The sequence below is a fragment of the Paenibacillus sp. Y412MC10 genome (assembly GCF_000024685.1).
GTDB lineage: Bacteria > Bacillota > Bacilli > Paenibacillales > Paenibacillaceae > Paenibacillus_AQ > Paenibacillus_AQ lautus_A.
The window spans coordinates 5,520,594-5,536,433 of the sequence record NC_013406.1 but is presented as its reverse complement, the minus strand read 5'-3'; the positions used below and the strand labels follow the sequence as shown (position 1 = coordinate 5,536,433).

Here is a 15,840-nt window from a genome sequence, read left to right as displayed (position 1 = left end):
GTCTCTTAAATGGCAGCAGTTGGACTTGTCTTGTTTTTGCTATTACTCGCCGTTTCATTGACCAATGCCAAGGCAGTAGATGTAAACCCTGATCTGGTAAAAGAAATCGCTCAACAGGAATCAATTCATGCACCTGGGCATGTCGTCAATAAATCACGGCCTACATTTCCATCGCTGGCAGCGATGAGGTCAGGGGTTCGATCCCCTCAGGCTCCATACGAAGAAAAACCCTAGAGAAATCAAGGCTTTTTGTTTTTTATCGGAAGCTTTGACCGGGCGGAATTTACCCGGCCATAATAACCCAAAGCGTCCCACGAGTCTTTTTTCAAGGCTTGCGGGACGCTTTTTTTCACCTGTGCCAGAATAAATCACTGATATGTAATATGGGGTTCAGGAGATCGGATTTACGATTTAACATAGAATTTACGAGACTTTTACATATATATCATTGAATATGTCAGTGACATAAATTAACTTCAAATTAGATCCCTTGCGGATACGAGTCGACTCAACGATTAGAGGGATAATTTGATGAAAGATGCACGTTTGATGAAACAGAATCAATTATATCACCGGGTGGCTGATCAGGTAATCGAGATTATTCAGAGTCGTCGGCTGCGGCCGCATGATCCTGTTCCATCCGAAGGAGAGCTTGCCAAGTTATTTGGCGTGAGTCGAATGACGAGCAAGCTGGCGCTTCAAAAGCTGGCAGAGCAGGGACTGGTTTACCGCCTCCCCCGCAGAGGGACCTTCCTTGCCCAGCCGCAAGATGGATTGATGGTCCATGGAGGAACTTCACCCCAGGTCACCGAGGCGGCACCGAACGTGGAGAGGCCGTTCGGACAGATCGCGCTCATTATGCCCCATCTATCCGATTACACTTCCAGAATCATCGCCGCCGCCGAGGCTGAAGTTCGAAAGCACGGGTGCGACCTCATTCTAAAAATGACGAAGGACCGCGACGATGAGGATCTTTGTCTGGAAAGGCTGGCCGAAGGAGGGATCACCGGCATCATTCTGTTTCCTCAGGGGCGGAAGACCTGCAGCGATCAGGTGCTGCGACTAAAGCTTTGCAAACTGCCGCTGGTGATCATCGATCGTATTTTCCATGAAGTGGAGATCGATTGCGTGTATCACGACCATTATATGGGCTCTTATCAAATGACCAAGTATTTGATCGAGAAGGGGCACCGGGAGGTCGGATACACTTCGAACCCGATCGACAATATCACAAGCCGGAAGGAACGGTATCAAGGCTATATCCAAGCGCTGCTCGATCATAAAATTCCGGTGAAGATCCAGAACATTCATTTTCGAAGCGTCACTTGCGATACCAGCCGCATTAATGAGCTCGATCCGGAACAGGAGCGGTTTATTCAGGACAACCCCCGGATGACGGCCATCATGTGCGGGGATGACCATGTCGCCATCTCGACAATTCACACCGCACTGCAAATGGGGATTCCGGTTCCTGAAAAGCTGTCCATCGTCGGGTTTTCCGATATCCAGTTAGCGGCATATATTCCGACACCGCTTACGACGGTTCGACAAGACACCGAGAAGCTTGCCCGATCGGCCGTTGATTTGCTGATGAAGCGCGTTGGCAACTCCAACGAGAATCCCATCACCATTAAAATTCAAACATCGATAGTAGAACGGCAATCCGTTCAGTCCTGGACGTAAAATGGATCACTATCGTTTGCATGGCAAGGAGACATGACTTTGAAAATTCACTTTCTAGGAACCGCAGCCGCAGAGGGCTTTCCCAATGCATTTTGCCGCTGCGAGCATTGCAACAAAGCGCGGGAGCTTGGGGGAAAAAATATCCGCACAAGAACTTCCGCCATCCTGGACGATGTCATCAAGTTTGACTATTCCCCGGATTCCTATATGCAGGCGCTGCGGGACAATATCGATCTGGGAGCAATCGAGCACCTGTTGGTCACGCATTCGCATATGGACCATTTCAATGCCGCTGATCTGGAATGCCGCAGGGAAGGGATTGCGCACGGCCTCCAGCATCCGATGCACATTTACGGGAATGGTACCGTGATGCACCACACGCGTGCCGCCATCGGCCGCTTTGAAGGACAAAGGTATCAATTTCATCTGTTGCGCCCGTATGAGACCTTTGCTATGGGCGATGCAACGGTAACGCCATTATTGGCCGATCATGACCGGATGGAAACCTGTCTATTATACGTGATCGAAAAGGAAGGGAAAAAACTGCTGTACGGGCATGATTCGGGCTGGTTCCCGGATGCGACATGGGCGTGGTTAAAGGGCAAAAGCCTGGATTGCGCCATTCTCGACTGCACGCATGGATATACGGGGAACTCCCGCGACCGCAATCATATGTGCGTGGAAACGGTGCTGGAAGCCCAGCGCGAGTTTCAAAAAGAAAATATCCTGAAGCCTGAAGGCCAAATCGTCGTCACACATTTTAGCCATAATTCCAAGCTGCTACATGAGGATTTTGTCCGCATCTTCAGCCCCGCCGGAATTTTACCGGCATATGACGGGTTGATCATCAACATTTAAACCAAACAAAATGACACGATCAAAGGAGAGTTAAGGAAATCATGAGAAAACTTTCAATGGCGCTACTTCTCATTATGTGTGTGATTGTTTCGGCTTGCGGAGGCGGCAACAATGCCGGCAATGCTAACACGGGCACTTCGGAGGGGACACCGGCTCCGTCGGAATCGTCATCAAATGAACCAGCCCAGAATGAAAAGCTGATCGTGTACACCAATGCGAACTCCGACGGCCGCGGCGAATGGCTGATTGAGAAAGCGAAGGGTGCGGGCTTTGACATCGAAATTGTCGGAGCGGGCGGCGCCGACTTGACGAACCGGTTGATTGCCGAGAAGAACAACCCGATCGCGGACGTTGTATACGGCTTGAACAATATGCTTTATGAGAATTTGAAAAAGGAAGACGCTCTGGCTAAGTTTGTACCGAGCTGGGCCGGAGATGTTGAGCAGGGCTTGAACGATCCGGAAGGCTACTATCATGGGCTTGTGAAGCAAGCGATTCTGCTTGGTTATAACCCGAACGAATTCACGGCAGATACTGCGCCAAAGGACTGGACGGACCTTTATAAGAACGATGCGTATAAAGGGAAATACGAAGCTCCTACGCTGCTTGGACAAAATACGCCTCGCCTTGTTGTAGCGGGCATTCTGACCCGTTTCCAAGATCCGAACGGCGATCTCGGGGTATCCGAGGAGGGCTGGAATGAAATTCAGCAATTGTATGACAACGGTGTCAGCGCAGTCGAGGGCGAAGACTTCTATGCCAATTTGGCCAGCGGTAAAACCCCGCTGGGAGCGCTCGTCTCCGGAACCCTGCAGCAGAAGGAAGAGCAATATAACGTGAAAGCAGGCATTGTCAGTCCGGAAATCGGCGTACCGATGGTCGTGGAACATGCGGCGATCGTGAACGGAACGAAGAAGCAGGCAACGGCGGAGCGGTTCGTGGAATGGCTCGGATCCAGCGAAGTCCAAGGGGAATTTGCGGCTGAGTTCAATGCCATGCCGGCAAATACGAAGGCGGTCGAGCAAGCCAATGAGTCCGTCAAGGAGCTGTTTACTTCGTTAAAACCACAAGATTTCGATTGGGCCTTTATTGCCGAAAACATGGATCTGTGGGCGGAGAAAATCGAATTGGAGATTATGCAATAAATATGATTACATTCCAGAACGTTGATATTAAATTCGGAGAATTTCATGCGGTCAAAAACCTTAATTTGCATATTCGGGAAGGGGAATTCTTCACGTTCCTCGGTCCCTCGGGTTGTGGGAAGACGACGACCCTCCGCAGTCTGGTCGGGTTTATTATGCCTACGAGCGGACAGATCCTGCTGAAAGACGCCGACATTACCCGTTTGCCGATCGAAAAAAGAGAGATCGGAATGGTATTTCAAAGTTATGCATTGTTTCCAACGATGAATGTGTACGAGAATATTGCTTTCGGCTTGCGAGTCAAGAAGTTTTCCAAGGCGGAAGTGGACCAGAAGGTAAAGGACATTGCCCGGAAGGTTGATTTGAAAGATGATCAGCTGTTCAAGAAGGTATCGGAGCTATCCGGAGGCCAGCAGCAGCGCGTCGCGATTGCCAGGGCGCTGGTTTTGAAGCCGAGCATCTTGGTATTGGACGAACCTTTATCCAACTTGGACGCCAAGCTGCGGGTGCAGCTGCGCAACGAGCTGAAACAACTGCAGAAGAAATTCGGGATCACCACGATTTATGTCACGCACGACCAGGAAGAAGCATTAACGCTGTCCGACCGAATTGGAGTATTCAATCATGGGGTCCTGGAGCAAGTGGGAACGCCCTTGGAAGTTTACAATCAATCGCAAACGGAATTTGTATGCAATTTCATAGGAGATATTAATCGGATCGATCCGCGGATGGTGGAGAACAGCCGGTTGAACGATGTTGTTCAGCCAGGGAATATCGCCTATATCCGCAATGAAAAGGTAAGCCTGCTGCCCCTGCAGGGGATCGATACGGTCGAACTGAAAGGCAAGATCGCGGACCGGGAATTTTACGGTTTATACAGCAAGTACGTATTGGAGATTGCCGGCGGCGGACGGCTAAAGACCATCGAAATCGAAAGCCGGCTCGTCCATCATGAGGTCGGTGACGATGTGGACATCTACCTCCCGGTCCGCGATATTTTGCAATACCCGATGAAGGAGGGGGAAGCATGAATGCCCGGAACCTGAGCGCCCGGCTGGCTTCCGTAAACCCTGTTTCGATCCTTTTATACGGGTTGATTGCCTGGTTTGTCATTGCCTTTCTGATTTATCCGAACTTGAATATTTACGGCGAAATTTTCTTTAAGGACGGCAAATTTACGCTCGAAGCGGCAGAGAAGCTGTTTTCTTCCGAGCGCGCGATGAGAAGTTTATATAACAGCTTTATTCTCGCCTTTTCCCTTGTCATTACGGTAAATGTGGTGGGTATAACGCTGGTTTTGATTTCGGAATATTTCGATATCAAAGGCGCAAAATTTTTGCGGTTGGGTTATTTTACGACCTTGATTTACAGCGGAGTCGTGCTGGTGTCCGGCTATAAATTCGTTTATGGCGAAGAAGGGTTTATGACCAAGCTCCTGGCTCAATGGTTCCCTTCTTTTAATACGACATGGTTTCATGGCTACTGGGCGGTTTTATTCGTCATGACGTTCGCATGCACGTCGAACCACTTCCTGTTCCTGAGCAATGCGATTCGCAAAATCGACTTCCAAACGGTGGAGGCCGCGAGAAATATGGGGGCGTCTACTTGGTATATCTTAAGGCGGGTCGTACTTCCGGTCCTGAAGCCTACGATCTATGCGTTGACGATCCTGACTTTTCTCACCGGCCTGGCTGCGACGTCCGCGCCGCTTATTCTCGGGGGGAAGGAATTCCAGACGATTACGCCGATGATTCTGACGTTCTCGAAAAGCATGACGTCAAGAGATTTGGCTGCGCTGCTGGCGCTTATTCTCGGAGTAGCCACACTGGTGTTGTTGACCGTGATGATCCGGTTCGAACGTAAAGGCAACTTCATGTCGGTCTCCAAAGTCAAATCGGAGCTGGTCAAACAAAAAATCCGCAGCAAATCCGGTAACATAGCCGCTCATATTCTGGCTTACAGCCTGTTTGTCCTCTACATCGTTCCGGTTGTGCTGATCATCATCTTTTCGTTCACCGATGCGGCAAGTATCTCTACCGCCACGTTGAATATAAACAGCTTCACGTTGGATAATTACATTCAAGTGTTTTCATCCATGTCGGCATTCAAGCCTTATCTTGTGAGTATTCTATATGCCGCGGCAGCCTCGGTCATTGTCGTCGCATTGGCGCTGGCCGCGTCAAGGATATTGCATAAATATAAGAATAAGTGGGCGCTTGCCCTGGAATACGCATTGCTGATTCCGTGGATTCTGCCGTCGACGCTGATTGCGATCGGACTGATCGTAACCTTTAACACGCCGAAGCTGATGATCGGGAATACGGTATTGGTTGGCACGATCTGGATGCTTCTGATTGCCTACGTCATCATCCATATTCCTTTCACCCTGCGAATGGTCAAGGCCTCCTTCTTCAGCCTGGACAGCAATCTGGAAGATGCTGCAAGGAATTTGGGTGCCAAGCCGTTCTATACGTTCAGAAAAGTATTGCTGCCGATCATTCTACCGTCGACGCTAGCTGTGCTTGCCTTGAATTTCAACGGGATTTTGGCCGATTATGACGTTACCGTGTTCCTCTATCATCCTTTGTACCAGCCGTTAGGAATCGTCATCAAGAACAGCACGGATGCGCAGGCCCTCGCGGATACCAAAGCGTTGACCTTGGTTTATTCGGTGATACTGATGATCATGTCTTCCATTACGTTATATTTCGTTTATGGAAGAAATAGCAGATCTTGAAGGCACGAGGATACGTGCCGCATAGGTTTTCATTCCCTGAACACGGGCTTTTGGTGAAGAATTCAAACACAAAGAAAAACTTAAGGCGGATCTGGATGACTTTTGTCCAATCCGCCTTTTTGATTTGACTCCAAGCGATGCCTAATTGCTTAATCCTGGCCAAGTTCGAAGTATTCCCGTATCGTAACGGGTTATGAACCTGGCGGGAATGCATAACCGTGTCCAAAATCAACATAATAAGGAAAAACATCCAGTGAGGAAGGGAGCCTAACATGATGAAGGAGCATTCTGCCAACCATGAGCAAGAGGAACAAATTACTCCGTGTCTAAACGAATCAATAGGCAGAATCCAAGAAATGTTCACGGATACTCCCGACCTGATCGTACGAAAACTAACCATTAAACAAACCGGGGAAAAAGCGGCAATCGTGTATATGGAGGAATTGACCGATAAGACATGCCTCAATCACGATATTCTTGCTCCGCTTCAGCTTGAGTCCGGGAACCCGTCCGATGACTTTATTACAAATGTAGGATATGTAAAGCCTGAATCCTTATGGACTAAACTGAGGCTGAACCTTATGCTCGGTAACAGCGTGTTGTTCATCGAAGGTCGCGGCATCGCGTATATACTGGACACCAAAGGACTGCCTACACGCGCGATCGAAGATCCGCAGCAGGAGCCCTCACTCAAAGGGGCGCATCAAGGATTCATTGAAATCGGCTCTCAAAATATTGCCATGATTCGTCGTTATATCCCGGACAAGGAGTTGAAGCTTAGGCGCTACATCGTTGGAAGAAGGGGACAAACGGCGGTTACGTTAATTTATTTGGAAGATGTCGCTCAACCGGACATTATTAAGGCATTCGAGGAACGCATTCAATCCATCGATGTCGATGCCATTATTAATACCGGCGAGTTGGTTGAATTCATTGAAGACCAGCCTCTTGCGCTGCTTCCGCAGATCCTTACGACCGAAAGGCCCGATACGGCCGCTTCGCAAATTTTGCAAGGACGCTGCGTCGTGGTTGTAGACGGTTCGCCAAGTGTTTTGGTGGCGCCTGCAACCTTCATGTCTTTTTTTCAGACCGTGGATGATTACAGCTCTCGATGGTCCATATCGTCTTTCCTTCGAATTTTGCGAATCTTTGCCTTTTTTATCGCTATCTTTTTGCCGGGATTTTATATTTCGGTTATCTCTTATCATTATGAGATCATCCCCATGAAACTGCTGCTGACGCTCGGCGAATCACGCGGGCAGGTCCCGTTTCCCCCGTTTGTGGAAGCGATCATTATGGAAGTTACGCTTGAAATGCTGAGGGAAGCGGGGGTGCGGCTGCCAGCGCCTATCGGTCAGACCGTGGGGATCGTCGGGGGGATCGTGATCGGGCAGGCTGTGGTGCAGGCAGGGTTGATCAGCAATATCATGGTGATCGCGGTTGCTTTTACGGCCATTGCGTCGTTCATTATCCCGAACCAAGACATGATGGCTGCCGTCCGTCTAATGCGCTTCATGATCATGGTTCTTGCGACTTGGTTCGGCTTCATTGGCATGGTTGTAGGCATGATGACCATCATGGGAAGACTTATCACGCTGAACTCGCTGGATACCTCCTACAGTACGCCGATTGCTCCGTTTAAAGCTGCGGACTGGAAGGATACGCTTCTGCGCGTGCCGCTATGGCTGATGAACAATCGGCCACTGAGTACAAGAGCAATACAAGCAAAACGGCAAGGAAGGAATCGGGGCTGGAAGGAGAAACAATAAACAGATGAAGACCATTCGTCAGGTATCCATGCTTCAATTTACGCTGATGGTTTCGGCTTTTCAAATCAGCGTTGCATTTCTATCCCTTCCGAGAGAATTGGCCAGACAAGCCGGAACGGATGGTTGGATCGCGATTTTTTTTGGTTGGGGAATGGCAACATTGGCATCCGCAGCGCTCGTTAAGGTGATGAAAAACAATCCCGACGGTACGATACTAGATTTGTTGCAGCGTTATATGGGGGTCTGGGCATCTAAAATCGCTGCTTTCATATTTACGGCCTATTATTTGTTGCTGGCTTACGACGGTTTTATGATTGCTACACTTGTTATCAAACTTTGGTTATTGCCCAGCACGTATATCTATGTTCTAGTTCTGCTGCTGCTCATTCCTACGTTTCAAATTGCGCAGCATGGTTTACAGGCCATCGGAAGATATAGCGAAATCGTAACGCTCCTCTCCATATGGATTCCGTTCATTTATTTAGCCACGCTGCGCCATGCTCACTGGCTCTATTTGCTCCCTGTCATCAAAGAAGGCTGGCTTCCGGTGCTTTCAACCATAAAAATCATGGTCTATCCCATGCTTGGCATCGGGCTCGCGTTTTTTCTTTATCCCTATCTTGTTAGAAAAGATAAGGCCTTGAGAGCTATGGTGATATCGAACACGCTCACCTGCCTGGTTTACCTGGGAATCACCCTGGTTTGTTATGTGTATTTTAGCCCCGATGAAATCGCCGAATACAACGAGCCGGTCATCAGCATCATGAAGTCGATCGAATTCCAGTTCATTGAGCGGGTAGAGGTGCTGTTTATTGCATTTTATTTGTTTGTGTTCTCTTGCATATGGATTCCTTCGATGCATCTTGTCTCCATGAATTCGGCATGGCTATTGGGGAAGGGGCCGGAGAGAGGTCACCTCGCCGTATGGTGTTTCGCGGTTGCGGTTAGCTTTTTCATCTATAGGCCAAGCTTTATCGATGCCGCTCGAGTTAATAATTTCCTTAACCTCGCTGGTTTTGTGATGGAATTTGTTTTGCCTGCATGCCTTCTTCTATATGTAGCAATCATTAGAAAGGTAAGAGGGGAGAAGCGATCATGAGATGGGTCAAAAAACTCTCTGCTGCGGCGATGGGCTGCACAATACTGCTTGCTCTAACGGGCTGCAGTTACGACAAGACCAATTTAGAAGATGCAACCGTTCCTTTGGCCCTCGGTCTGGACGTCATAGACGAAAGGCTTCGTTATTATATTTCTGCGCCGGTATTTAGCAAAGATATTAAGAAAAAAAGCCGTGAAGGGGAAGGAATAGCAGCAGGTTTAAGACAGGCACGAAACCAGGAGGACGCCCAGTTTCCAGGAGCGGTTGCCGGCCGTAATTTCCAGGTGATCGTTGTGGGGAAGAAGCTGCTTCAATATAAGGAGTGGTTTAAAGTGCTCGATGTTACGTTCCGCGACCCTCGCAATACGACTACCAACCGCATCATTGCTTATGACGGTCCCGTTGCCGATGTCATTCATTTTCAAGCAATGGATCAGCCAACAACCTCCGTGTTTTTAAGAGCGCTGATTGATTCGGGAAGCAGAAGGTCAACAACGGTAAAGACGACGGCTCAAGAGATGCATAGACAATTGCATGACCAGGCAATTACCCCTGCCATCTCGGAGATCATGATCGAGAATGGAAAGATTTTGCTCAAGGGCACGACGCTGCTATCTCAAGAAGGACAGTACCGGGATTCGCTTAGCTATCAAGAAACTTCGCTTCTGCAAATTTTAAAAAAAGAAGCTAAACCAGGAGTCAGCCTCACTTTTCCTGTTGAGGGGATGCGGGAACGATTGCCGTTTAACACCGATTTGGTGAGTTTTAGCATAGGGGACATTTCGGTGAAGGTTAAATCTTCTCACGATGATGGCAGGTTCCATTACTACATTAAGATAAACTCGTTTATCAGCATTACGGAAAAGTTTCTTGAATATGAGCTTCTGGAGAATTCCGAGGAAATGGCGAGTAATTTAAGCAAGGAAATGAAGAAAAGCATCGAGAAGCTCATCGGAAAATTTCAGAAGCACAAAATTGACCCGGCAGGATTCGGCCTGTATGCAAGAGCATATCATTATCCGTTATACAAGGCCGCCCAGGATAACTGGGGCGAAGAGCTTGCCCGAGCTCAATTTCACGTAGAGGTCGACCTTCGGATCGGCGCGACGGGGGCTGTGGAATAAACGATGGAGTTATGTAAGCAATAACAAGAAGGAGTAGGACGCAGTAGGAACATATGGTGTACCCTCACTCATATAAAAGAGACGAACTAAAAAAGGCTGGTATGATCAGAATCGCTGATCATGCTAGTCTTTTTCCCTTTTCCTTTAGATTCGATCTGGCAGGCTCCTTAAATAAAAAGCCGCTCAACAATCGCACTCACGGAGGACAAGAATGAGCTCGTGCTGGCCGTAATACCCCGGGCTTGATAAAATACTACTAACTATTCGGTTTAAAGGATGTGGGTATCATTCGTAAAAAAAATATCTCGATTATTCTTGGTGCCAGTTTACTCATTCTGTTGTTGGTAAGTACAACTTACTTCATTGCTAAGATATTTCCTAGTGATGCAATTAGTTCTGTCACCGAACAATCGGGAACTGATTCAACAGGGATCATGACTGCGGGAGCGGCGGGTGAAGCATCGGCAAGGGATTATTATGTCTCGCCGCAAGGTAAAGACGCTAATCTGGGGACGATGAATGCGCCGCTAGACAGCATCCAGAAAGCAATCGAATTAGTCAAGCCGGGCGGTTCCGTCATCCTTCTTGAAGGAGTATATCACCAAACGGTGAGCATCGAAAAATCAGGATCGTCAGACCAGGGCTACATATCATTGCGCAGTGCAAAGGGACATACGGCAGTCATGGACGGCAAAGGCGTTCAACCCGTTGAAAATGGCGTCATCCATATTGACAATGCCAGCTATGTACGCGTGGAAGGGCTGGAAATACGCCATTACGATACAAGTTCCGCTGATGTCACTCCCATCGGCATTCATGTGAGCGGAAGCGGCAGAAATATCGAAATCATAGGGAATCGCGTTCACGATATGGGGACCCATGCGGGTCAGAAGGCAGGCGGCGGTAATGCCCATGGCATTGCAGTTTACGGCAACTCGGAGGCTCCGCTCAAGCAGATTGCTATTACCCAAAATGAGCTGTACAACCTGAAATTGGGAGCCAGCGAGGCCATGGCGATTAATGGAAACGTAGACGGGTTTCGTGTTACGAAGAACCTCGTGCATCATAACAACAATATCGGGGTCGACATCATCGGGTTTGAAGGTACCGGACCGAACCCCGTTCTAGATCAGGCGCGAAACGGTGTTATTCAGGAGAATCAGGTATACAGCAACTCCTCTTATGGCAATCCCGCATATGGAAACGACTATTCCGCCGCTGGTATCTATGTTGACGGTGGCAAAGATATCACAATCATCGACAATGACATTCACGACAATGATTTTGGGATTGAATTGGCAAGTGAGCATGCCGGAGGTTCAACTTCAAATGTAGAGGTGTCACTTAACCGCATTTATAACAATAGCGCGGCAGGCATCACGCTTGGCGGCTATGACGAAGATCGCGGAAGGACGGAAAATTGTATCATTAAAAAGAATGAGTTCACTAATAACAACACCAAGCATCTTGGTTACGGTGAAATCAATTTGGCCTTCGATACAAGGAACAATGAAATGCGCTATAACTCCATCAAAGCGAATGAGGATGGGCTGATGATCACCAACGAGTTCACCCAAAATGAAGGGAACATCGTGGACTTTAATCACTACAGCAGCAAAAATCAATCGCTTTGGATCTGGAAAGGCGAAGAATATGATGACTTCAGCGCTTATCGGACACAGACAGGGAATGATTTGCATTCGGATTTGAACTTAGAGTAGATTACTTCGTCGTTTTAGGGTACTTGCAGAATGCTAAGGCCTTGGCATGCAATCGGCGATGTCGTATCCGTCAGCGACGAATAGTACAGCAGACAGGCAGCATTGTGAAAAGGCAATGGATTCCACAGCACAATCCGGAACCATTGCCTTTTTGGCGTTGCTCTAACCTTGGAACGGCTTGATCGTGTCGCGTATGACCAAGCTTGTAGGCAACATGACTTTCTTATTGCCGTAAGATGAGCCCTCGGTAATTTCGAACAGCAGTTTGGCACTTTCATAGCCGAGGACGTCGAAATATTGCTTCACGGTGCTCAAGGCCACCTTGGCGAACTTGGAGCTCTCGAAATCGTCAAAGCCCATGAGGGATACTTGTTCGGGTATACGTATGTCAAGTGCGGTGAGCTGTTCGATTACCTCCAGGGCCCGCTTGTCGTTCGCGCAGAACAGCGCGGTCAGCTCTCCGTTTTGGATAAGGCTGACAAGTTCAGCATAGTCCAGTTCCTTATCCAGGAACAAAAGCGAATCGGGTATCGGAATGGACGCATTCGACATGGCGTTGCAATAACCGTTATATCGGTCAACCTCCGGGCTTAGATGATAGTCGTAAGCGGCGAATCCGATTCGCCGATGTCCTTGCTGGATCAAGTATTCTACTGCTTCATAAGCACCGTCATGATTGTTACAGGTGACAACGTTAACCGGATAGCCGGAAGGGGAACGATCCAACATCACGAACGGAATCGATTTTTTTCGAATCTCTCCGAGATAACCCTTTGCAGCTTCGGGATCGGAGGAATAGATGAGTAAACCTCTTAGCTCCGTTTGAATGAGTCCCAGAATAAGCTCGCGCTCCTGTTCGAAGTCGTTCTCCACGAATTCGATGATGAGCTTGCAGCCATGCTGGCCTAGAAAGGACTGAATGCCTCTCATGATCTGCATATACGAACTGTCGTACAGGTCGACGCCGGAGATGACGAAGGCCACCAGATTGGAGGTGGAGGTCTTCTCCGAGGCGTCAGCTTGGCTGGCGACAAAGCTTCCTTTACCTCGGACGCGGTAGATCACGCCCTCGTTCACCAGCTCGGACAGCGCTTTACGCACCGTGATGGAGCTGACATCCAGCAGCTTGGAGAACTCCGACTCGCTAGGAATCCGATCGTCTTTCGTAAATTCCCGATTCTCGATCTGGGATAAGACATAGTCTTTTACCATCTGGTACTTTGGCAGAGCCAAGTCCTTCTTGTTCAAGTAAGTTCACCTCGTATAAACATTTCCTCAATTATAGCGCACATCCGTTTAAAAAGTATACGTAGTTGGAGTGTGAATCGGAAAATATTTTGTCGAATAGATGAGGAATTTTCAGGAATTAAGCAAAAAAGAAGCGAAATGATATAAAAAGTTTGAATTATGTGAAGCTCTGTATTACGATAGGGTCGAATAAAGTATGTGTTTTGATTTACTTATAATAATAACTTTTTAAGGGACACCTTGCATAAAATGAATGGTTCTATACCAAACCGCAACCAGATATAAAAATGAGCTGCCGGGTAATCCAGCAGCTCGATCATGGAATTACAACTATAAGAGGTTGTTCAAAAAGTCGTCTTTCCAGGACGAAGCAGATCAGGAAGCGGGTTCGACATCGAATCTTGAATTCAGCCGGGCCTTCCGTTGCTCACGTACCCGCTATGTACGCTCCGCTACTCAGTCCCTAGCTTTATCCAACCTTCTCGGTCCTGTAAACCCGATTTTTTGAACATGCATTATAAAGTTACAATGGCACCTTCCTTCTCGAACGGGTAGTCGATGACGATGCGAGCCGCTTCGGTATCGCCGATGCCGCTGTACAGATTGACCTTGCCGTCGGGACGCATTTCGATGCCAGCGGTGAACGCGCAGTCGGTCAGATGTGCCTTCTTGGCGGGGCCATCCGGATAACAAGGCCGGGTGCCGATGATTTTCAAATCCGAAAATTGATTCGTCCGCGGGTCCAGTACGAAAGCCATGTTCATGTAAGTCGACGTATCTCCCTGAGCATAGCAGATATGGCCGATGACGCCGATCTTCCCGCTTTCGAGCAAGTAAGCCTGGTTGCAGCCGCCCCACTCATCCTTGCTGAATAATCCTCGGATATAAGGGGCGTTCTCGATGACTTCCGGTGACAGGTCGTCAAGGCTGTCGATGGTGGTGAATCCCACCAAGGACTCGCTGCCGAATTCCTTGCGGATCCCTTCGCCGCGCGGCCTGGAGAAGACGCCGATCCTCCCGTCCCGGAGCTCTACGAGCCGAATGTCCTTCATATACTCCGGACCGGTCGTGAAGTAGAAGAGATCGTGAAGATCGCTGCCTTTGTAGAAATAACCGTAGAACGTGTCAAGCCGTCCCTGCTTGTAACGGACATGCGTGCCGCCTAATACAAGCTGTTTGTCGATCACGCTAATATAAGGGTCTTCAAGCTGATAAATCATCGTATTCGGTACGGCAGTCCACTCGTCCGGACCGCTCTGCTCGAACAAGCGAACCCAGGACCTTGCCCACTCATGTCGTTTCTCCACGCGTCCGTAAATGTAGCGCTTGCCGTTCCATTGAAACGGAATCGTAGGGTTGTAGACATCGAAGCCCTCGACTCCGCGGAAGACAAGCTTGGCGCTTTCATAAATGCGTTTGTTTGCATCGAATTGCTGACGCAGTTCCAGTAAGTTCATTCGTGGCAAATCTCCTTTCAGGCTTTAATAACATCTCTATCCTAATCGAAAGTACTGCTCTCGATCTTGCTCTATTTTGGAATGCTTTATGGTGTTTTGACATCGGAGGAATCTAGTCAATATACGAACTAGGAGGAATAACGCCCATGTTGAAGCTTTATGCGGCAGACGGCATTGATTCTGAAATTCAGGCCCACTATCGGCTGATCGCTTCGGTGCGCGACACGATCGGCATGCATACGCACGACTTCTTTGAATTGTTTCTTATCCTGAAAGGAAGCGTTGTACATGTCATTAACGGCACAAGGCAGCTGCTGCAGGAAAATACACTCGTGTTCATACGGGACCGGGACGTTCATTATTATGAGCAAACGACGGACGGCGATTGCCAGTTCATCAATTTGTCTTTCCATCGCGAGGTCCTGGAAGACCTCATAGCTTTCTTGGGGGAAGGGTTTCCAAGCGAAAGACTGCTTGGACCGGCCATGCCGCCATGGACCTTGCTGTCCAAAATGGAAAAGGAATATGTGCGGTACCGGCTGGACCAGCTCAGTCTGATCCCGCAGGAGAAGAAGCTGGCCGTCAAAGCGGGGGTAAGAGCCGTCATGACCGACCTGTTCTCTAGGTATATCAAAGCTGACGCAGATCCGATTGAACTTACTGGACAACCGGAATGGTTTAAGTCCCTATGCAGAGAGGCAAAAAAGAAAGAGCACTTCACGCGGGGAACGGCTGTGCTTGTCCAGCTGTCGGGTAAATCGCATGCCTACGTATGCAGAATGTTCAGGAAGCACCTCGGAATGTCCCCGACCCAGTACATTAACGAATTGAGAATGTCCTACGCCGAGAATTTGCTGATGAACACGGATATGGATATCGTGGACATCAGCCTTGAAATCGGACTTGATAATGTCAGCTACTTCTATGACTTATTTAAGCGGAGGCATAATTTAACGCCCCATCGGTATCGTCAGTTCGGCACGATTCGGAGATAGTATG

General features: G+C 48.6%; 12 protein-coding genes. 10 read left to right on the top strand and 2 right to left on the bottom strand.

The window, feature by feature from the left end:
- Positions 1-531: 531 nt before the first annotated feature.
- The 9 genes from GYMC10_RS24110 (at position 532) to GYMC10_RS24070 (ending at position 12,136) form a co-directional block, all read left to right on the top strand.
- Complete coding sequence (locus tag GYMC10_RS24110; protein WP_015736944.1) at positions 532-1,683, top strand: GntR family transcriptional regulator; 1,152 nt, start codon at positions 532-534, stop codon at positions 1,681-1,683.
- A gap of 39 nt (positions 1,684-1,722) precedes the next feature.
- Positions 1,723-2,541: an MBL fold metallo-hydrolase gene (locus GYMC10_RS24105; protein WP_015736943.1), complete on the top strand. Its 819-nt coding sequence runs from the start codon at positions 1,723-1,725 to the stop codon at positions 2,539-2,541.
- Between the two features lie 41 nt (positions 2,542-2,582).
- The gene (locus tag GYMC10_RS24100; RefSeq protein WP_015736942.1) at positions 2,583-3,686 is read left to right on the top strand and encodes an extracellular solute-binding protein; all 1,104 of its coding nucleotides are present in this window, start codon (positions 2,583-2,585) and stop codon (positions 3,684-3,686) included.
- A gap of 2 nt (positions 3,687-3,688) precedes the next feature.
- Complete coding sequence (locus GYMC10_RS24095; protein WP_009593289.1) at positions 3,689-4,717, top strand: ABC transporter ATP-binding protein; 1,029 nt, start codon at positions 3,689-3,691, stop codon at positions 4,715-4,717.
- On the top strand, positions 4,714-6,423 hold the full coding sequence (locus GYMC10_RS24090) for an ABC transporter permease (protein WP_015736941.1): 1,710 nt from the start codon (positions 4,714-4,716) through the stop codon (positions 6,421-6,423). Before GYMC10_RS24095 ends, GYMC10_RS24090 begins: the two co-directional genes overlap by 4 nt.
- 272 nt (positions 6,424-6,695) lie before the next feature.
- Entirely contained in the window at positions 6,696-8,192 is a 1,497-nt protein-coding gene (locus GYMC10_RS24085; RefSeq protein WP_015736940.1) for a spore germination protein, read from the top strand.
- A 4-nt stretch (positions 8,193-8,196) separates the two neighbouring features.
- Positions 8,197-9,291 (top strand): endospore germination permease, encoded by a 1,095-nt coding sequence (locus GYMC10_RS24080; protein WP_015736939.1) that lies wholly within the window; start codon positions 8,197-8,199, stop codon positions 9,289-9,291.
- Positions 9,288-10,415, top strand: a complete 1,128-nt coding sequence (locus GYMC10_RS24075) for a Ger(x)C family spore germination protein (protein WP_015736938.1) — start codon at positions 9,288-9,290, stop codon at positions 10,413-10,415. Before GYMC10_RS24080 ends, GYMC10_RS24075 begins: the two co-directional genes overlap by 4 nt.
- Positions 10,416-10,693: 278 nt before the next feature.
- Positions 10,694-12,136 carry a right-handed parallel beta-helix repeat-containing protein gene (locus GYMC10_RS24070; protein ID WP_015736937.1) on the top strand — a complete coding sequence of 481 codons (1,443 nt, stop codon included), beginning with the start codon at positions 10,694-10,696 and terminating at the stop codon, positions 12,134-12,136.
- Between the two features lie 162 nt (positions 12,137-12,298).
- Here GYMC10_RS24070 and GYMC10_RS24065 read toward each other — a convergent pair whose 3' ends face one another.
- Both GYMC10_RS24065 and GYMC10_RS24060 read right to left on the bottom strand, forming a co-directional pair.
- A complete protein-coding gene (locus GYMC10_RS24065) occupies positions 12,299-13,384 on the bottom strand; it encodes a substrate-binding domain-containing protein (protein ID WP_015736936.1) in 1,086 nt (361 codons plus the stop codon).
- A gap of 515 nt (positions 13,385-13,899) precedes the next feature.
- Entirely contained in the window at positions 13,900-14,841 is a 942-nt protein-coding gene (locus GYMC10_RS24060) for an MTP-1 family protein (protein WP_015736935.1), read from the bottom strand.
- A gap of 146 nt (positions 14,842-14,987) precedes the next feature.
- Between GYMC10_RS24060 and GYMC10_RS24055 the strand changes: the two genes are divergently transcribed.
- Entirely contained in the window at positions 14,988-15,836 is an 849-nt protein-coding gene (locus GYMC10_RS24055) for a helix-turn-helix domain-containing protein (RefSeq protein ID WP_015736934.1), read from the top strand.
- The last annotated feature ends 4 nt before the right edge of the window (positions 15,837-15,840 follow it).

What these genes read in the sequence shown, in the direction of transcription:
- GYMC10_RS24110 (WP_015736944.1), top strand. Translation starts at nt 532, where the DNA reads ATGAAAGATGCACGTTTGATGAAACAGAATCAATTATATCACCGGGTG.
- GYMC10_RS24100 (WP_015736942.1), top strand. Translation starts at nt 2,583, where the DNA reads ATGAGAAAACTTTCAATGGCGCTACTTCTCATTATGTGTGTGATTGTT.
- GYMC10_RS24095 (WP_009593289.1), top strand. Translation starts at nt 3,689, where the DNA reads ATGATTACATTCCAGAACGTTGATATTAAATTCGGAGAATTTCATGCG.
- GYMC10_RS24090 (WP_015736941.1), top strand. Translation starts at nt 4,714, where the DNA reads ATGAATGCCCGGAACCTGAGCGCCCGGCTGGCTTCCGTAAACCCTGTT.
- GYMC10_RS24085 (WP_015736940.1), top strand. Translation starts at nt 6,696, where the DNA reads ATGATGAAGGAGCATTCTGCCAACCATGAGCAAGAGGAACAAATTACT.
- GYMC10_RS24080 (WP_015736939.1), top strand. Translation starts at nt 8,197, where the DNA reads ATGAAGACCATTCGTCAGGTATCCATGCTTCAATTTACGCTGATGGTT.
- GYMC10_RS24075 (WP_015736938.1), top strand. Translation starts at nt 9,288, where the DNA reads ATGAGATGGGTCAAAAAACTCTCTGCTGCGGCGATGGGCTGCACAATA.
- GYMC10_RS24060 (WP_015736935.1), bottom strand. Translation starts at nt 14,841, where the DNA reads ATGAACTTACTGGAACTGCGTCAGCAATTCGATGCAAACAAACGCATT.
- GYMC10_RS24055 (WP_015736934.1), top strand. Translation starts at nt 14,988, where the DNA reads ATGTTGAAGCTTTATGCGGCAGACGGCATTGATTCTGAAATTCAGGCC.